The organism is Tardiphaga sp. 709 (assembly GCF_032401055.1).
GTDB lineage: Bacteria > Pseudomonadota > Alphaproteobacteria > Rhizobiales > Xanthobacteraceae > Tardiphaga.
Window position 1 is genome coordinate 2,392,698 of record NZ_CP135529.1, and the last position, 16,623, is coordinate 2,409,320.

Below are 16,623 nucleotides of genomic sequence, written 5' to 3' on the forward strand. Positions count from 1 at the left end.
CTTACTCGCTCTCTGGGAGGGCAACCGACGGATAGCCTTGCGGCATCCGGCTCTGATCCTTTGGCGGCAACTCAGATGGCTGGCTGGAGAGCGCATCACTGCCTGCGGGAGCCGTCGCACTTCCCTTCCGACCGAAAAAACGACGTCGGTTCTCAGCCCAGATTCGGCGACAGTAATCGTAGGTTGCCGTTTGCTCCGGCTTAACCGTTCGGCAGCGCGCGAGGCTGGGGGCGAGCGTGCCCGTGGTCTGTGGACCCGCTGAATTCGACGCCGCCTCATTGCCATCACCGCGGAGTTGGATGGCGCATGCCGCCATCACCGACATCAGGGATGCGGCTGCCGCGACAACTGGCAGTCGTTTGAACCTGCTCAACGCGCTCATCAATGAAAGATCTGCACGTTTGAGGATTGATAGCCTTGGCCGGGGGTCAAAAACCGCCGCAGCTGCTCGCGGCCCTGATCCTGCGCCGCCGCGCGTTGAGCCGCTTCAAGGTTCTGCGCCCTGCCCTGGGCGGCTACGGTCGCCGTGAGATCGCCGAGTTGCTGAGCCTGAAGCGCAAGGATCTGGTTGCCGGCCTGTGTCGCCTGCAGGGCGCCGCTTGCGCCCTGGCTCGATGTTACGAGCGCCGACGTCTGGGTGCGATTGGTGTCGAGGTTGCCGACAACACCGGCCTGTACACGCAACGCGTCCTGCAGCGCAGCCACCGAGTTCTGCCAACGCGATTGCGCGTTGGTGACGAGCGCTTGATTGGATTGGCTGCTCGTCGCCGGCGCATAATTGGTCGAGAATGCGCGGTCGATCTGTTGTACATCATAGGCAATGCGCTGGGCCTGAGCGAGCAGCTGCTGGGTACGTTGGATCGACGATTGGAGTTGCTGCAGCGACGAGTATGGCAGGTTCGCCAGATTCTTCGCCTGATTGATCAGTGACTGCGCCTGGTTTTGCAGCGACGTGATCTGGTTGTTGATCTGCTGCAGCTCGCGCGCCGCCGTCAGGACATTCTGGGCGTAGTTGTTGGGATCGAAGACGACCCACTGCGCAGATGCCGGCGACACAGCAGCAAGCGACAACGCGACAGCACCCGCCGCAGCAGATAAGCAAAGACGTCTCATAACGATGTCTCCAGATTTCTCAGATTGGGGATCAGATCAGTGGCCCACGAAGCGTCGCGATGTTGGAGCCAGGCGGGCACAAAGCTGTCGCGGCCGTGTTCTGCGAGCAGGCGTGCGATTGCCGCCTGATCGGACTTGGAGGAAGCGGCCGTAAACGCGAGCGCGACTTCGCCCAGGCCCAGTTCGAACATCCGATTGCCTCGGCGGGATTGGCAGTAGTAGTCGCGCTTCGGTGTTGCCCGGCTCAACAGCTCGATTTGCCGATCGTTGAGACCAAAGCGGCGATAGATTGCCGTGATCTGTGGCTCGATCGCGCGCTCGTTCGGCAGCAATATGCGGGTCGGACAGCTCTCAATGATGGCAGGCGCAATCGCTGAGCCGTCGATGTCCGAGAGCGACTGCGTGGCAAAAATGACGGAGGCGTTCTTTTTACGCAACGTCTTCAGCCATTCGCGCAATTGCCCGGCGAAGTCCTCGTCATCGAGCGCGAGCCAGCCTTCGTCCACGATGAGCAGGGTTGGGCGGCCGTCGAGACGATCTCCGATGCGATGGAAGAGATAGGCTAGGACTGCGGGTGCCGCGCCCGTGCCGATCAGTCCTTCGGTTTCGAAAGCCTGAACGGAGGATTCACCGAGGCGTTCGAATTCGGCATCGAGCAACCGGCCGTAGGGTCCTCCCAGGCAATAGGGTTGCAAGGCCCGCTTTAGCGCGCTCGACTGGAGCAGAACGGAAAGACCGGTCACCGTGCGCTCCTGGATCGGAGCCGAGGCTAGTGAGGTCAAGGCGGTCCACAGATGATCCTTGGCCTCCGGCGTGATCTCGATTTTTTCCCGCGCGAGGATCGCGGCGATCCATTCGGTCGCCCAGCCCCGCTCGGAGGCGTCGTCGATCCAGGCCAGCGGCTGCAGCGCGACGGGTTCTGACGCATCGTCCGACAGCGCACCCCCGAGGTCATGCCAGTCGCCCCCCATGGCGAGCGCAGCCGCCCGGATCGATCCGCCGAAATCAAAGGCAAAGATCTGCGACCCCGGATAGCGGCGGAACTGCAACGCTATCAGCGCCAGCAGCACTGACTTTCCGGCGCCGGTCGGACCAACCACCAGCGTATGACCGACATCCCCGACATGGAGAGAAAATCGGAACGGGGTCGAACCCTCGGCTTTTCCGAATAGCAGAGGCGGCGCCGCGAAGTGATGGTCCCTCACTTCTCCGGCCCACACCGCTGAGAGCGGAATCATATGGGCCAGGTTGAGGGTCGAGACCGGTGGTTGCCGGACATTGGCATAGGCATGACCGGGCAAGCTGCCGAGCCAGGCTTCGACAGCGTTCACCGTCTCAGTCATCGCGGTGAAGTCGCGACCCTGGATCGTCTTTTCGACCAGACGCAGCTTCTCATCGGCCGCACGCGGATCGTCATCCCATACGGTGACAGTCGCGGTCACAAAGGCTTCGCCGATCTGGTCGGAGCCTAGTTCCTGAAGTGCGGCATCGGCATCCATCGCCTTGTTGTGGGCGTCGGTGTCGAGCAGCGTCGATGCCTCGTTCGTCATCACCTCCTTGAGGATGGCCGCGATCGACTTCCTCTTGGCGAACCATTGCCGGCGGATCTTCGTCAGCAATTTGGTGGCATCGATCTTGTCGAGCATGATCGCACGCGTCGACCAGCGATACGGAAATGCCAGACGATTCAGTTCGTCGAGTATTCCGGGCGTCGTCGCGGTCGGAAACCCAACGACGGTGAGAACACGCAGATGCGATGCCCCCAATATCGGCTCGAGGCCGCCGGTCAGCGGCTGGTCCGCCAGCAGCGCGTCGAGATACATCGGGGTCTCGGGCACCCGGACCCGATGACGCTTCGTCGACACGCAGGAATGCAGATAGGTCAGTGTCTCCGGGTCATCGAGCCAGGCGCATTCGGGCATAAAACCTTCGACCAGCTGCAGCACCCGATCGGTACGATCGACGAATCCGCGCAACACCTCGCGTGCATCCGCACTCTCAGTGCGATCGCGGCCCTCGTAGAGAAGCCGTTCGACCCGCGCGGCGTCCTCAACTGCCGGTAGATAGAGGAAGGTGAGAAAATAGCTCGACTCATAGTGAGTTCCCGCCTCCTCGAACTGGGCTCTGCGCTCCGTATCAACCAATGCGGACGCCACATCCGGAAACGTGCTCGCCGGATAGCGGCTGGCAGAATGGCGCTGAGCTTCAACAAAAACAGCCCAGCCCGAACCGAGGCGTCGCAAGGCGCTGTTGAGGCGGCCAGCGACAGCGACGAGTTCGGCCGGGACTGCGCTGTCGAGATCCGGTCCGCGGAATCTTGCGGAGCGCTGGAATGAACCGTCTTTGTTGAGGACCACGCCCTCCCCGACCAATGCAGCCCAAGGCAGGAAATCCGCGAGGCGGGTGTTTGAGCGGCGGTATTCGGCAAGATTCATCATGACTGAAAACTCAAATGCTGAGATGACCGGGAATGCGCAGATGACGGCGCACCACATCGACGAATGCGGGATCACGTTTGGCGGCCCAGACCGCGGCTGCATGGCCGATCGCCCACAACAGAAGACCTGCAATCCAAAGCCGCAGACCGAGACCAAGGGCGGCTGCGAGCGTGCCGTTGACGATGGCGACCGCCCGGGGCGCGCCACCCATCAGGATCGGTTCGGTCAGCGCGCGATGCACGGGCGCCACGAAGCCAGCGACCGGCTCATCCATCAGATCAGGGCTCCACCGCCGAATGAAAAGAATGACAGAAAGAAGCTCGATGCGGCGAAGGCGATCGACAGGCCGAACACGATCTGGATCAACCGGCGAAAACCACCGGAGGAGTCGCCGAAGGCGAGCGTGAGACCCGTGACGATGATGATGATCACCGCGATGATCTTGGCGACGGGCCCCTCGACCGATTGCAGGATCTGATTGAGCGGCTGCTCCCACGGCATATTCGAGCCGGCAGCCCAAGCGGGAGCGGCAACGAATGCAACTAAGGCTGATACGCCGAACGACATGGCGTGGTGAGAAAGAGATGATCGAGGTCTCATGTTTGGTTTCCTGCTGGTGAAAGGCTGTAGTCGCCGGCGGGTCCGAGCCCGGTGACGCAAGCGAGTTCGGTGAGACGACGATCCGCGCCGCGTCCGGCAAGCACGGCGACGATGTTGATGGTTTCGGCGATTAGAGCGCGCGGAACGGTGACGACGGCTTCCTGGATGAGTTGCTCAAGCCGCCGCAGTGCGCCGAGTGCTGTCCCGGCATGAATGGTGCCGATGCCGCCGGGATGACCCGTGCCCCACGCCTTGAGGAGATCAAGTGCTTCAGCGCCGCGCACCTCGCCGATGGGGATGCGGTCCGGTCGCAAACGAAGTGACGACCGTACGAGATCTGCCAGTGAGGCCACGCCGTCCTTGGTGCGCAGGGCCACAAGGTTCGGCGCCTTGCACTGCAACTCGCGCGTATCCTCGATCAGCACGACGCGGTCAGAGGTTTTAGCGACTTCCGCAAGAAGGGCGTTGGTCAGCGTGGTCTTGCCGGTGGAGGTACCGCCAGCGACCAGAATGTTTCTGCGCTCAGCAACCGAATTCCGCAGGGCCTCAGCCTGATCCCTGCTCATGATGCCGGCATCAACGTAGTCGCCGAGCGTGAACACGGCGACCGCTGGCTTACGGATAGCAAAGGCCGGAGCCGCGACCACTGGCGGTAGCAGACCTTCGAAGCGCTCTCCAGTCTCGGGTAGTTCCGCAGAAACGCGCGGCGCACCAGCATGCACTTCCGCACCGACGTGATGCGCCACCAGCCGAACGATGCGTTCTCCGTCAGCGGCCGAGAGGCTCTCTCCTGTGTCGGTCAAGCCGCTCGACAGCCGGTCGATCCATAACCGGCCATCGGGGTTGAGCATGACCTCGACGATCGAGGCGTCCTCCAAGTATCGCGCAATAGCTGGGCCAAGCGCGCTGCGGAGCATCCGCGCGCCGCGCGAAATCGCCTCTGCTTGAGCCGAATGAATTGTCACTGCCGCCCCCACCAATGAGGCCGCGTGAAGAGCGTCCCCAGATAGGGATGATTAGAAAAGGCAGGAGTTGGCTGGGCGCAACAGCGCTCCGGAGGTGATCGTAGATTGGCGCAGAAAGAGAAAGACTCGGCGAGATGAATAGTAGGCTCCCGCGCGGCGCGAGGCGACGGCGTCGATCCATTTCGACCCTTGGAAGAGCGTTTCCGTACCATCCTGCCTGGTCAGACGAAGTCGACCATCATCGCCGCCGGACAGGAGACCGGATCCTTCGGTCGCGAGGGCGGCGCACAGGATCGCCCCTGCGTGCGCTTCAACGGTCCTTCTCTGGCCGAGAAAGACAATCCTCCCATCGCCCAAAGTGGCGACCGGCTCGCCGCCCAGCAGTTCGATCGACGTCACGCAGGCGCTCAGTTTTCGCTCTCCTACGGAAGCCCGTCCGCTGGACACGGGGCGTCAGAAGAACTCAAAGGCAGCATTTCTGGAAGCCGTCCCTGAGCAGTTCCTCAGGCAGGCGCCGTCCGATGAACACAAGACGCGACTGCCGCAGCTCATCCGTTTTCCAAGGTCTCTGATGGATTCCTTCGACGATCTGATGCACCGCCTGAACGACGAAACGATCCGCGTCGTCGCGCAGCGCGAGAATGCCCTTCATCCGTAGAATATCCGGTCCAAACCGTTCGATCATCTGCTGTATCCACGGGAAGAACTTGTCCGGACCGACTTCCCCGGGGTGGCCGATCGAGAGGCTTCCGATCCCGCCGTCGTGGTGATGACGATGGTCACCGTCGAGGAAATCCGGCGCCGTCTCTAGAATGCGGTCCAGATCGAACGATCCCAGGTCTAGAACCTCGCGCAGATCGATGGCACAGCGTTCGGCATGATGGACGCGCGCATACGGATTGAGTTTTCTGATGTGCCTATCCAGCGCGACAAGCTGAGAAGGGAGGATGAGATCGCACTTGTTCACGATGATCACGTCGGCGAAGGCGACCTGTTCTTCCATCGTATGAGCGAGGCGGACCTCGTCCAGGAAGTGCATGGCGTCGACAACCGTGACGATCGCGTCGAGCTTGGTCTTCCTGCGGACGTCTTCGTCGATGAAGAAGGTCTGCGCGACGGGAGCGGGATCGGCCAATCCCGTTGTCTCGATGAGAATTCCGTCGAACCGATCCGGCCGCTTCATGAGGCCGCCGAGGATGCGGACGAGGTCGCCGCGGACGCTGCAGCAGACGCACCCGTTGTTGAGCTCGATGATCTCTTCGTCGGCATCGACGATCAGGTCGTTGTCGATGCCGATTTCTCCGAATTCGTTGACGATCACCGCATACCGCTTTCCGGTGCTCAAAGTCAGCAGCCGGTTCAGCAACGTCGTTTTTCCTGCACCGAGATAACCGGTGAGCAACGTGACGGGAATCTGCGCCGGGATGGCCTCGTTCAGTTGGCTCATTTCTTTCGTCCGATGTTGTCGGTCAGGTCGATGCCGATTTCAGGTGAATTGAGAGGTGCGGTCCGGACCGTTTCGCTTTCGTCAGGCCGCGTGAGACAGGAGGCGGGGCAGCGCCAGGCAAAGGAGGGTTCCGATGCCGAGAAACAAGACGGCTACCGCCACGGCCAAGGCGAGCGTCTTCCCTTTCACCAAACATGCATCGAGGCGTCGCCGAAGATTCACTTCGTCCATGTCAGTACCGATGAACACGATCTCCTGACGGCGGTCGCCATAGATGCCGTTCCAGTTCTTCTTCAAAGATTGCCGCCAATTCGGATCATTCGGCCAGCGCTCCGCCGGAATGTTGGCCCACCAGAAGCCCAATCCGGTCGTTCGCACGATGGCGCCGGCCTGACTGAGCTCGCCGACCCACTCCGGCCGCGTCGCCAACCAGAAATGTCCCTTCCACCTCGCTCATGTCATTGACGATCACCGCCACCTTCAGACCGTGGCGATTGTCCAGGACGTGATTGAGCAGCGTTGTTTTTGCAGCTCCCAAAAAGCCGGACACCAAGGGGACCGGAAGTTTGCGCACTCAGAAACCTCTTGCTGAAACTAAAACCGATCGATAGTTGTAATGTTATAACGTTGCGTTAGAGCAGTCAATCGATCCATCCCATGATCCCTGTGGCGCCAATCCCAGAATCCCAGCCGCACTCAGAGGCCGCGCTGACGAGAGAAACATGTCTCAACGCAGCGAACGTCTATGCCCGCCTTGCCCACTCGGCTCCAGACGGCTTCGAGAGAGCGATCATGATCCAGATATCCCACCGGCTGAGACGGCTCGCCAATCACAAGAGAAAGGGGGCAAACCGAAGCCAGCAAGCGGCGGTCGGTCCGGAGCCGCTACAGAAGCGTCGAACGACAAGCTCCTGAGTCGATCGATATCGAAGGCGGCTTCTTGGCGTGCCGCGTGCAACCGAAGACACCGCTATCGACGTCTGGGCCCTGAGGATTCTTGCTTCTGCGAAGTCCATCAGCTCCGGTCATTCCGGCTTTTCGTTCACGATGTCGTCCGGGATCTCACGCAAGAAACTCTGGCCCTTCTGTAAGCGGCGGCCAAGGGTCTCGATAAAACCTTCAAACCGCTCGCGGCCCTTGATCTGGGCGGTAGCCTGCGCGTCGTTCGGCAAGGGCGGCGTGATCGTCAGCCAGAAACGGACAAACAACGCCAGTGTTTCGGCGGTAAGGCCAACATCCCGCTCCAGCCTCTGCATTTGGCGCGACAACCGATCGAGACGGCGCGCAAATGCCGCCTCGCGCCTATCCTCCCCGTCCGGCGATAAAAACGAGGCGACGGCTGCCTCGACGATTGCCGATCGAGACAGCTTCTTGCGGTCCGCCAGATCCGCGATTTGCCTCAGAAGCTCCGGCGGGAAATACACATTCATCCGATCCCGCATGGTCTCACAACTCCATGCCATCGTTCGGGTCGAGCGAGACCTGGCGGGCGATGCCACGCATCTGCTGGCGCAGAATGCGGGCTTGCCTCGCGGCATCGTCCGCCTCGTCGTCGATTACAATGGCGAACTCTTCCGCAGGCCTCGGATCAGTCGTCTCCCTGGCGATGGCGACATGGTCGGGAAGTTCGGGTTCGCGGCGCAAGCCGCTGTTAGCGGCATCCTTTTCCGCCCGCTCGATTTCCGCGAGCAACGCCGTGTCCGGCGTCTGCGGCTTCAGCAGCGACCATCCGTCCGTCCGTCGTGACCGGCCAGACTTCGCCGGATCAGGCGGCGGCAGGACGCGTTCGGTAAAACGGTGATCCTCGTAATAGCGGGTTTTCTTCGCCCGGATCGGCGGCGTACCGGCAACCATGACGATCTCGTCAGTAGGCGGGAGCTGCATCACCTCGCCCGGCGTGAGTAGCGGCCTCGCCGTCTCTTGCCGCGAAACCATGAGGTGACCAAGCCACGGATTCAACCTGTGACCAGCATAGTTCTTCATGGCCCGCATTTCGGTCGCTGTCCCCAGCGCATCGGAGACACGCTTCGCCGTGCGCTCGTCGTTGGTGGCAAAGCTGACGCGGACATGGCAGTTGTCGAGGATCGAGTTATTGGCGCCATAGGCTTTCTCGATCTGGTTCAGTGATTGCGCGATCAGGAAGCTCTTGATGCCGTAGCCCGCCATGAAGGCGAGCGCGGATTCGAAGAAATCGAGCCGGCCAAGCGCCGGGAACTCGTCGAGCATCATCAGGATGCGGTGACGGCGATCCTTCGCATGCAGATCCTCGGTGAGCCTGCGGCCGATCTGGTTCAGCACCAGGCGGATCAGCGGCTTGGTCCGCGAGATATCGGACGGCGGCACCACGAGGTAGAGCGTCGCGGGTTGGAGATCGGCGATCAGGTCGGCAATCCGCCAGTCGCAGCGGGACGTGACCTCGGCGACGACGGGATCGCGGTAGAGGCCGAGAAACGACATGGCGGTGGAAAGCACGCCCGATCGTTCGTTGTCGGACTTGTTCAGCAGCTCGCGTGCGGTCGAGGCAACGACGGGATGCGGACCGTGTCCGCCGAGATGCGGCGTGGTCATCATCGCTTGCAGCGTCGTCTCGATCGGCCGTTTGGGATCCGAGAGGAACGCGGCAACGCCGGCCAGTGTCTTGTCCACCTCGGCATAGAGGACATGCAGGATCGCCCCGACGAGAAGTGAATGGCTGGTCTTCTCCCAATGGTTCCGCTTGTCGAGTGATCCCTCCGGGTCGACCAGCACATCGGCGACGTTCTGGACGTCACGCACCTCCCACTCGCCGCGGCGAACCTCAAGCAGCGGATTGTACGCCGACGACCTGGCGTTGGTCGGATCGAACAGCAGCACCCGGCCGTGCTTGGCGCGGTAGCCGGCGGTGAGCTGCCAGTTCTCGCCCTTGATGTCGTGGACGATCGCCGAGCCCGGCCAGGTCAAGAGAGACGGCACGACCAGGCCGACGCCTTTGCCGGAACGGGTCGGCGCGAAGCATAGCACATGCTCCGGCCCGTCGTGACGGAGATAATCATGGCCGAGCTGGCCCAGCACGACGCCATCAGCGCCAAGAAGCCCGACTGCCTTCACCTCGCCTGGTTCGGCCCAGCGCGCCGATCCATAAGTGGCGACGTTCTTTGCCTCTCGCGCCCGCCAGACCGACATGCCGATCGCCGCCGCAATCGAGATGAAGTTGCCGGACGCAGCTATGAAGGCGCCCTCGACGAAGACCTGTGGCGCATAGGCGTCGTAGATGTACCACCACCAGAAGAAGACCGGCGGATAGTAGACCGGCATCCCGGCGAGTTCGAACCAGGGCCGGCCGAGCTCGGGCTGGAAGCCGAGCCGCCACGCCGTCCACTGCGTGGCGCCCCAGATCGTGAGCAACACGATCAGGAAGACGACGGTGATCTGGCCCCAGAGGATTTTGGTCGCGGACATGGCGAAGGTCCTTGTCTGTCATTGAACCGTGTGGAAACGACGGAGTTACAAGCCCAGGTCTCGTTTACGACCAAGGGTCCACTCGATGCCGCCACCGCCCTTGGTGACGCCGGCGACGTGCTGGCCGAGCTTCTTTTCGATCTCGCGCGACCAGGGCACGAGCTGGAAGCCGAGGCCGTTGTCGATCATGGCGAAGCGGCCGGAGGCGAGCGTCAGGCGTTGACGATAGATGCCGGCCACATGCTCGCCGGTCGCGGCCTTCATGTGCGGCAATCCCGTCTTGGCTGAGAGGTTTGCACCCACCGCGTCCAGTTCGCGTCGACGCAAGGTGTTCAAGAGATCGCGCTGCATGATGACGCGCTGACCCTGCCGCCGGGCGAGCCCTTCGCCGGCAAGATGCTCGGCTCGGGCCTGCATGGCGTCGCGCGCTTCGCGACCAAACCCGCCCATGGCAAGCGGCATGGGATCGCTCTCGACGAGTCGATGATCGATCCAGGTCGCGCCTGACGCGGTGATCTGCTGGTTGAGGTCGAAATCGCTGCGGTTGGCGAGCACCAACATCGGGCGCGGGTCGTCCGGTCCACCGAAGCGGCGTATCTCGACGATGCCGCCGATCGGCGGCGCATGCTCGAACGCCTCGATGCCCCGGAAGCGAACATGGTGGGCGCGACCATCCGTACCGTCGATCACGGCATAGGCTTCGCCCGTCAGTTCGTTATGAAGCCCCTTGTCGACCAGCCGGCCGATGATCGGTGATCCCGGCTTCTCACCATCGATCACATAGTCGGCGACGCCGCGTGCCTCCCCGCGCTCCGTGAAGGCGCGATGCATGGTCTTGATGATGTCGCCGCGCATGCCGAGGTCGCGGAGATTGCGCTCGGCCTCCAGCCCGACCATCCATTCGCCGGGGCCGGCCGGCGCGGCAAGGCCCATCTTCTCCAGGTGCTGGAGCCGTCCAATCATCAGGCGGCGGATTTCGGGGTCGCCCGCGCCGGGATTTTCGGGGCGCAGGTCGATGGCGCCGGTTTCGTCGGCGGCCATGCGGATCTCGACGTCGAGCCGCGTCCAGCGTTCGGCCGCGATCTCCTTTTCCAGGGCGTTGCGGATCTCGTGCTCGGGCTTTGGACCAAGCTCGATCGAGACCAATTCCTCGGCGCGCGAGCGCAAGCCCTGACTGATGTAGTCTCGCGAGATCACGAGGTCGGCGCCCGTCTGATCGACGCCGCGCACGAGCAGATGAACATGCGGGTTATCCGTGTTCCAGTGATCGACGGCGATCCAATCGAGCCGGGTGCCGAGATCGACTTCCATTTGCCGGGCGAGATCGCGCGTGAAGGCTCTGAGATCGGTCATCTCGGCGGCGTCCTCGGGCGAGACGATGAAACGGAAATGATGCCGATCGTCCTTGCAGCGATCCGCGAAGGCCGCGTCGTCAGTGCGGTCGCTGCCGGCATCGAACATCACCGCCTTCTCACTGTTACGGGTGACACCGTCGCGCTTGAGGTACGAAAGATGGGCGGTCAGCGGCGCAGAACGGAACGAACGGCCCTGATGGCGGACAACGCGCGCCTTCACCACCACGCGCCGCGCCGGACTGAACAGGCGGCTGCGGCTAAAACTGATCCGGCCGCGCCCGAAGGTCGAGCGCCCGTAGCTTGAGGAGCGCTTCCCCGCAGCCGCAAGACTGGAGGTGGGACCGGCCTTCTTCGCCGCGCGCAGCACCTGGTTGATGAAGCTCTTCGGCTTCGGCGCTCGTGTGCCGCGGATGCGGCCAGGCCGGATGCGTAAATCGCTGTCGCCCGCGCTCATGGCAAAGGCTCCACGAACAGGGAATGCCGGGCAGTGCCGAAAACACGGTTGAATTCATTGGCGAAAGCATCCCGCGCGGCACGCGCCCCGACCGACCGGCACGCCCGAACCCAAGCCATTCCAATGGCTTGGGTTCGAGCGGCGAGCCGCTTTTATCTCGCCGTCCCGCAGTCGTGCTTCCCTGCTGCTCTCGCCTTCCCAGCCATTCTATCCCGGAGCACGCCATGGCGCGCCAAGCTGCACATCCCGTCATTACAGGCCTCCCGCACTGGATCGAGCAACAAACAGGCTGCGCGCTTGCGGCACGAGCGCAGGAATATTACGCATTGGATCGCCCGCCGGAACGCGGTCCGATCGACGCTCAGCCGACACACGATCGGCAGCGGTTGCGCGTTCGGGTCGTCCGATGAACAGCGGCGCCTCGGTCCACGACTTCGAATGACCAACTGCGACGGAGATCGGACCGGCAAGTTCACCGCCACTGAACAAAGGAGCAAGTGTTGCCACATAGGCGCGGGTCTCGGTCGGCAATGGACGGCCCGCAAGATATTGTTCGTAGCGGCTTGGTCCCGCATTGTACGCGGCGAGAAGGCCGGGCGAGCCATAGCGGTCGTGCAATTCGCGGAGGTACGCGGCGCCGGCCAGAATGTTGTCGCGCGGATCGTAAGGATTGTTGCCGAGGTGGTAACGCATGCGCAGGTCAGCCCACGTCTCGGGCATAATCTGCATCAACCCCGTCGCGCCTTTCCGCGACCTGGCCCGCGCATCACCGGCACTTTCAACGTTCATGACGGCGCGTATCCAATGCGCCGGTACGGCGAATCGGCGTGAAGCCTCTTCGATGAGATTCGCAAACGACCCGGCAGGCCGTGCGCTCGCCGGATGTCTGGTTGGTGCGTGATCAGCTTGTGCGGCATGAACCAGCACGATCGCAAACGACAACATCATCACGACGGTACAAGCTGCCGTCCCTAAACGACGCAAGCATGCCGCCGTGCTCGCGCCCGTCCAGGGTAAAGCTGCTTCGCGCCGGCCTCGCGGCCGCCCAGGACCGCCGCTGCGCGCGGTGGCTTTGCGGATTTTGGTCGGGACGGAGGAATGGTGCAGCGTCCGGTCGAACAGAGGAATGGCAAATCGAGCAAGGGTAATACGCACACTCACTCCTCCCCAGTCCACACCGGGAACGCGCGGCCGATGACGGCAGATGCCGCGATCGGCCCGAAGTACCGGCCGTCCAGCGAGTCCTTGGACTGCCAGTTCATGAGAAAGAGTTCGTCCTCGCCGACAACACGACAGCCGTGCCAGACCGGTAGTGGCCGGCCGCGGCTGTCTCGCTCGCGCGCCTCACCCATGTCGATCTTATCGACCGAGATTGTGCGCCCGCTTCTGCAAACCGTTTGGCCCGGAAGCGCCAGCACGCGCTTCAACATGGGAATGCCGACTGGCAGATAGCCGTTCAGGTCAAGAAAGGTCGCCAGCGGCTCGGGTGGCTTGATGGCGACGAGTTCGGTGACAGACAGTCTGTCCGCGGGCCGTAAGCGATAGAGGCCAAGCGGTACACTTTCGGAAGCATTCCACACGTAGAGGGGAACCGGCTCCGCGACGACCGGTGCAACGAGAACGGCGATTCCAAAAAGCATGACTGCGAGCGTCGAGAACCGACCATTCATGGCGCGATCCTCTGCCGGTGAAGCCACGCCTGGTGACGCGACTTGGTATAGGTTCGTGGAGCTTCGTTGACGGACAGGCGGTTATGGACGTGATGCCAATAATCGGGTGCAGCGTCCGCGGGATCGATGCCGAGCGCCTCGATCACATCGATCAGTTGCAGCACCCGCTCGACCTTGGGCCAGCCCGACAGCCGCAACAGAATGTCGCCGCCGGGTCTCACATAGGGCACCGTGGCGCAACGCTGGCCGGCCGCAACGGCCCGCAAGATGTCGATCCGCGAGATGACCGTGCCGAAGTCATTCGAGGTCCAGCGGACGAACGCGAAGATGCTGCCGGGCGCAAATGACACAACGCGCCGGCGGCGATCAAGAATCTGCTCTTCGACAATGCGGCCGAAGCGAATCCGGTTCTCGATACGCTTCTCAAGCCACAGAATCTCGACCTGCGTGAGATCGCTCATGAACCTCCTCCATGTTTGAAAAGATGAATCAGGTTGCAGGTCGACGGCGACGATGCGCGTCGGCCATACTTCAGGGATCGCAGACACCGATCGCGTCGGGAGAAACCTGGCAATCGATGTGGGTGCTTGAGCGACAGCAATGCCATCGCCATAAGGCGTTGCGCGGAGCGCACCTGTTGCCGAAGTCGCGTTTTACCGATGCGTTGGTTCTGAATCGGACTCGGGAGCGAGACGCGAACAGTGCTCGCGCTGAGCCCTTGCTGGTTATCCCCAACAGCAATGACCGGGTGGTCCGTTAGAGAAAATCCGAAGGATTTTAGGTTAGGAAAGTTACGGGCGCTGCAAAGCGTTGAGCAACAAGGCCTTAGACCCGATTTCGGTCCCCGATAGCACGAGGACCCAGTCCCTGATGGCACGAGGGTTGCGGTCCCTGATAGCACGAGCTGATTCACAGGCCGTCCTCCGATTGAGGAACGAGCCCGCGCTTGCGCAGCCGCTCGGCGAATGGATCGACCGGGATGGGCGCGAAGATGAGACGCTCGGTGCCGCGGAGGTCACGCTCGATAACGAGCCGATAGCCAGGCAATGTCTGGCGACGGACGATCTCGCGCAGGTCGTAAGCAAAATGCTTGAGCGGCGAGAGGCTACCGGACTTGGCGTGAAGGTAGATAAAGTCAAAGCTCCAGCCGCCCTCCTGGCGACCGCCATGCTTGCGGACCAGCCGATAAAGCCAGCGCTCAAGTCCACCGGTCAGATCGAAATAGGCGGGGTCAATCGTCAGCACGAGCGCGTCGTCCAGGACGCCCACGTAGAACCAATCCGGCAGTATTAGCTCGAGGCCAAATGGTCGCCCATGTGCATCGGCGGTCTCCTTCCACTCGTTAATCCAGGAGAAGCGATGCCGGCGCCGTTCGGTCGGCTGACGGATCGAGGTCAGCACGGTGGTTGATTGTAACCTGTCGAGACCGGCCTTCAGCCGATCATAATCGCGTGCACCGGTGCCGCGGCCAACGAAGGTCAGAATTTCGTAAGGCGTTGCAGCCATCAGGCGCGACGTCTTCAGGCCGGCGTCACGCGCCTCGACTATCTGTGAGGCAGCCCAGATCAGAACGTCCGCGTCCCAGATGGTCGCCATGCCATGTTCCGGCACGGCCTCGACACGAATAGTGATGGTTCCCGCGCGAAAATCGATCGGTACGACACGCTTGGATTTTGCGAGAGAGAAAAACGGATACGCCATCAGATCCTGCGCATCGCGCGGCGCGAGATCGCCGGGCAACGCGCGAAAGAGATCAAGCTGTTCGCGCTCAGATTTATGCCGATGTCTCGTCACGACGCACTCCCCAGCAATCAGCGTCGCTCTTGCCCGGCATATGGGCGCAGCACTGCTGCGTGTTTCTTGGCGGGCAGCACGGTGCCCTTCCCCGGATCGGACGTTGACGTCTTGGCACCGCGATCGGCCCAGGCCTGCAGATCAATGAGCGCATAGACGACTCGGCCTCCAATTTTGCGGTAGGTCGGACCGGTGCCGTAGGTACGGTGTTTTTCCAGCGTGCGGCCGGAGAGACCCAGGAATCGCGCGGCCTCGGGGGTGCGCAGAAAGCGCGGCGGCAAGCCGGCCATAGGATCGGGCATTTGAAGGCTCCGTGATAACACCGCGCGTCAGCGAGGAGCGTTGCGCGTCGGCGGTCACGATGGCGGAGCAAGGCCGCGAAGGGGGATACCGATGATCAGGGGGTGCGTTTGCGATACCCCCGCGAAATCAGCGCTACTTCTGTTTGCGCCTGTAACGCAGCAACTCGCGATAGCCGCCACGCATCAACGCAACGCCGCTCTGGACCAGGCGAATGGTGCGATTGCGGAGATCGTGGGTTTTCCAGGCACGCTCGGGGATGCGCTTCTTGCCGAACAACACTTCGGCGACCGCACGATAGGTACCGCCGTCCATGCGCCCATCGAGCGCACGAACCGCCAGAACCAAACGTTCACGACGCTGAAGAGACAGTTCATGGAATGCCGGACCGGGCGCACGCCCATTGATGGCCCGCCACAGCCGATTGGCGGCGTGCGCGCGAACTTCGAAGGCAGAGTCGAGCGGCAGCACCGCCGTATACGACATGCTCATCGTCGGCGGCTCAGCCAGCCATAGACGATGCTCAGCTCCACGAATGCGCAGAACCGCGTGCCAACCGTCAGACGCTCGGCGTAAATCGCCCGCCGTCAGATCGACGAGAGACTGGCCGACGCCGTCAACATTCGAAGACGATGCAGGCCGACCGATTGGCACCACCGTCGGCAGAGCCTCCGGCGCCCAGAAGATCGTCTGCTCGTGAAAGGACCCTTGCGGGTCATGAGCGAAAGCAGAGGCCCCATCTCCTCCTGAATCCGGCAGTCACATTATGAACGCGCCCTGCCCCGACCATCTCCTCGTAGTCACGCCGATAGTCCGGATTGCGACGAAGGTATTCCCAGGCGATGGCGGTGATTTCGGCATCTTGTACGCGCTTGTACGACTCTGGCGCTCGCCAGTCGAATTCAGGCATTGCTCTGACCCCACGCAACATATCGAAGATTGCGGGGCAATAAATTCGGATCCAAGAGGTTGCAGGAAGTCCCCAATTGAGCATCGCGCGCGATGCTTCAAAGTGATCACTGCACGAAGAGAATTGTTTTTCTCGAAAG

18 protein-coding genes and 2 pseudogenes are annotated in these 16,623 nt (G+C 62.2%); all 20 read right to left on the bottom strand.

The annotated features are described in order from the left end of the window. Position 1: 1 nt before the first annotated feature. Positions 2-382, bottom strand: coding sequence for a putative entry exclusion protein TrbK-alt (gene trbK-alt / locus RSO67_RS11875; protein WP_315843627.1), 381 nt, complete (start codon positions 380-382; stop codon positions 2-4). After that, complete coding sequence (gene trbJ, locus RSO67_RS11880) at positions 382-1,113, bottom strand: P-type conjugative transfer protein TrbJ (protein ID WP_315843628.1); 732 nt, start codon at positions 1,111-1,113, stop codon at positions 382-384. The genes trbK-alt and trbJ overlap by 1 nt, the downstream gene beginning before the upstream one ends. Further along, positions 1,110-3,551 (bottom strand): conjugal transfer protein TrbE, encoded by a 2,442-nt coding sequence (gene trbE, locus RSO67_RS11885; RefSeq protein WP_315843629.1) that lies wholly within the window; start codon positions 3,549-3,551, stop codon positions 1,110-1,112. Before trbE ends, trbJ begins: the two co-directional genes overlap by 4 nt. A gap of 10 nt (positions 3,552-3,561) precedes the next feature. After that, entirely contained in the window at positions 3,562-3,825 is a 264-nt protein-coding gene (locus RSO67_RS11890) for a VirB3 family type IV secretion system protein (RefSeq protein WP_044587821.1), read from the bottom strand. Further along, on the bottom strand, positions 3,825-4,118 hold the full coding sequence (locus RSO67_RS11895) for a TrbC/VirB2 family protein (protein WP_315844228.1): 294 nt from the start codon (positions 4,116-4,118) through the stop codon (positions 3,825-3,827). The genes RSO67_RS11890 and RSO67_RS11895 overlap by 1 nt, the downstream gene beginning before the upstream one ends. A 29-nt stretch (positions 4,119-4,147) precedes the next feature. Next, positions 4,148-5,068: a P-type conjugative transfer ATPase TrbB gene (gene trbB / locus RSO67_RS11900; protein ID WP_315844229.1), complete on the bottom strand. Its 921-nt coding sequence runs from the start codon at positions 5,066-5,068 to the stop codon at positions 4,148-4,150. Between the two features lie 99 nt (positions 5,069-5,167). Beyond that, positions 5,168-5,515, bottom strand: a complete 348-nt coding sequence (locus tag RSO67_RS11905; protein ID WP_315843630.1) for a WD40 repeat domain-containing protein — start codon at positions 5,513-5,515, stop codon at positions 5,168-5,170. A gap of 64 nt (positions 5,516-5,579) precedes the next feature. Beyond that, positions 5,580-6,542 carry a GTP-binding protein gene (locus RSO67_RS11910; RefSeq protein ID WP_315844230.1) on the bottom strand — a complete coding sequence of 321 codons (963 nt, stop codon included), beginning with the start codon at positions 6,540-6,542 and terminating at the stop codon, positions 5,580-5,582. 198 nt (positions 6,543-6,740) lie between these two features. After that, positions 6,741-7,013, bottom strand: a pseudogene (locus RSO67_RS11915) (GTP-binding protein); the annotation flags it as partial. A 40-nt stretch (positions 7,014-7,053) separates the two neighbouring features. Then, positions 7,054-7,137: pseudogene (locus RSO67_RS30485) on the bottom strand (GTP-binding protein); the annotation flags it as partial. 451 nt (positions 7,138-7,588) lie between these two features. Beyond that, on the bottom strand, positions 7,589-8,005 hold the full coding sequence (locus RSO67_RS11920; protein ID WP_315843631.1) for a CopG family transcriptional regulator: 417 nt from the start codon (positions 8,003-8,005) through the stop codon (positions 7,589-7,591). 4 nt (positions 8,006-8,009) lie between these two features. Continuing rightward, on the bottom strand, positions 8,010-10,001 hold the full coding sequence (locus RSO67_RS11925; protein ID WP_315843632.1) for a conjugal transfer protein TraG: 1,992 nt from the start codon (positions 9,999-10,001) through the stop codon (positions 8,010-8,012). 45 nt (positions 10,002-10,046) lie between these two features. Beyond that, positions 10,047-11,810: a relaxase/mobilization nuclease domain-containing protein gene (locus RSO67_RS11930; RefSeq protein ID WP_315843633.1), complete on the bottom strand. Its 1,764-nt coding sequence runs from the start codon at positions 11,808-11,810 to the stop codon at positions 10,047-10,049. 252 nt (positions 11,811-12,062) lie between these two features. Further along, positions 12,063-12,965, bottom strand: coding sequence for a lytic transglycosylase domain-containing protein (locus tag RSO67_RS11935; RefSeq protein WP_315843634.1), 903 nt, complete (start codon positions 12,963-12,965; stop codon positions 12,063-12,065). 2 nt (positions 12,966-12,967) lie between these two features. Then, positions 12,968-13,480: a S26 family signal peptidase gene (locus tag RSO67_RS11940; RefSeq protein ID WP_315843635.1), complete on the bottom strand. Its 513-nt coding sequence runs from the start codon at positions 13,478-13,480 to the stop codon at positions 12,968-12,970. Further along, entirely contained in the window at positions 13,477-13,941 is a 465-nt protein-coding gene (locus RSO67_RS11945) for a DUF2840 domain-containing protein (protein ID WP_315843636.1), read from the bottom strand. The genes RSO67_RS11940 and RSO67_RS11945 overlap by 4 nt, the downstream gene beginning before the upstream one ends. A 448-nt stretch (positions 13,942-14,389) precedes the next feature. After that, positions 14,390-15,274, bottom strand: a complete 885-nt coding sequence (locus RSO67_RS11950) for a replication initiator protein A (RefSeq protein WP_315843637.1) — start codon at positions 15,272-15,274, stop codon at positions 14,390-14,392. Positions 15,275-15,291: 17 nt separating this feature from the next. Further along, positions 15,292-15,576 carry a helix-turn-helix domain-containing protein gene (locus RSO67_RS11955; RefSeq protein ID WP_315843638.1) on the bottom strand — a complete coding sequence of 95 codons (285 nt, stop codon included), beginning with the start codon at positions 15,574-15,576 and terminating at the stop codon, positions 15,292-15,294. A 133-nt stretch (positions 15,577-15,709) separates the two neighbouring features. Further along, positions 15,710-16,066: a DUF2285 domain-containing protein gene (locus tag RSO67_RS11960; protein ID WP_315843639.1), complete on the bottom strand. Its 357-nt coding sequence runs from the start codon at positions 16,064-16,066 to the stop codon at positions 15,710-15,712. A gap of 223 nt (positions 16,067-16,289) precedes the next feature. Beyond that, positions 16,290-16,568: a transcriptional regulator domain-containing protein gene (locus tag RSO67_RS11965; protein ID WP_315843640.1), complete on the bottom strand. Its 279-nt coding sequence runs from the start codon at positions 16,566-16,568 to the stop codon at positions 16,290-16,292. Positions 16,569-16,623 lie beyond the last annotated feature (55 nt).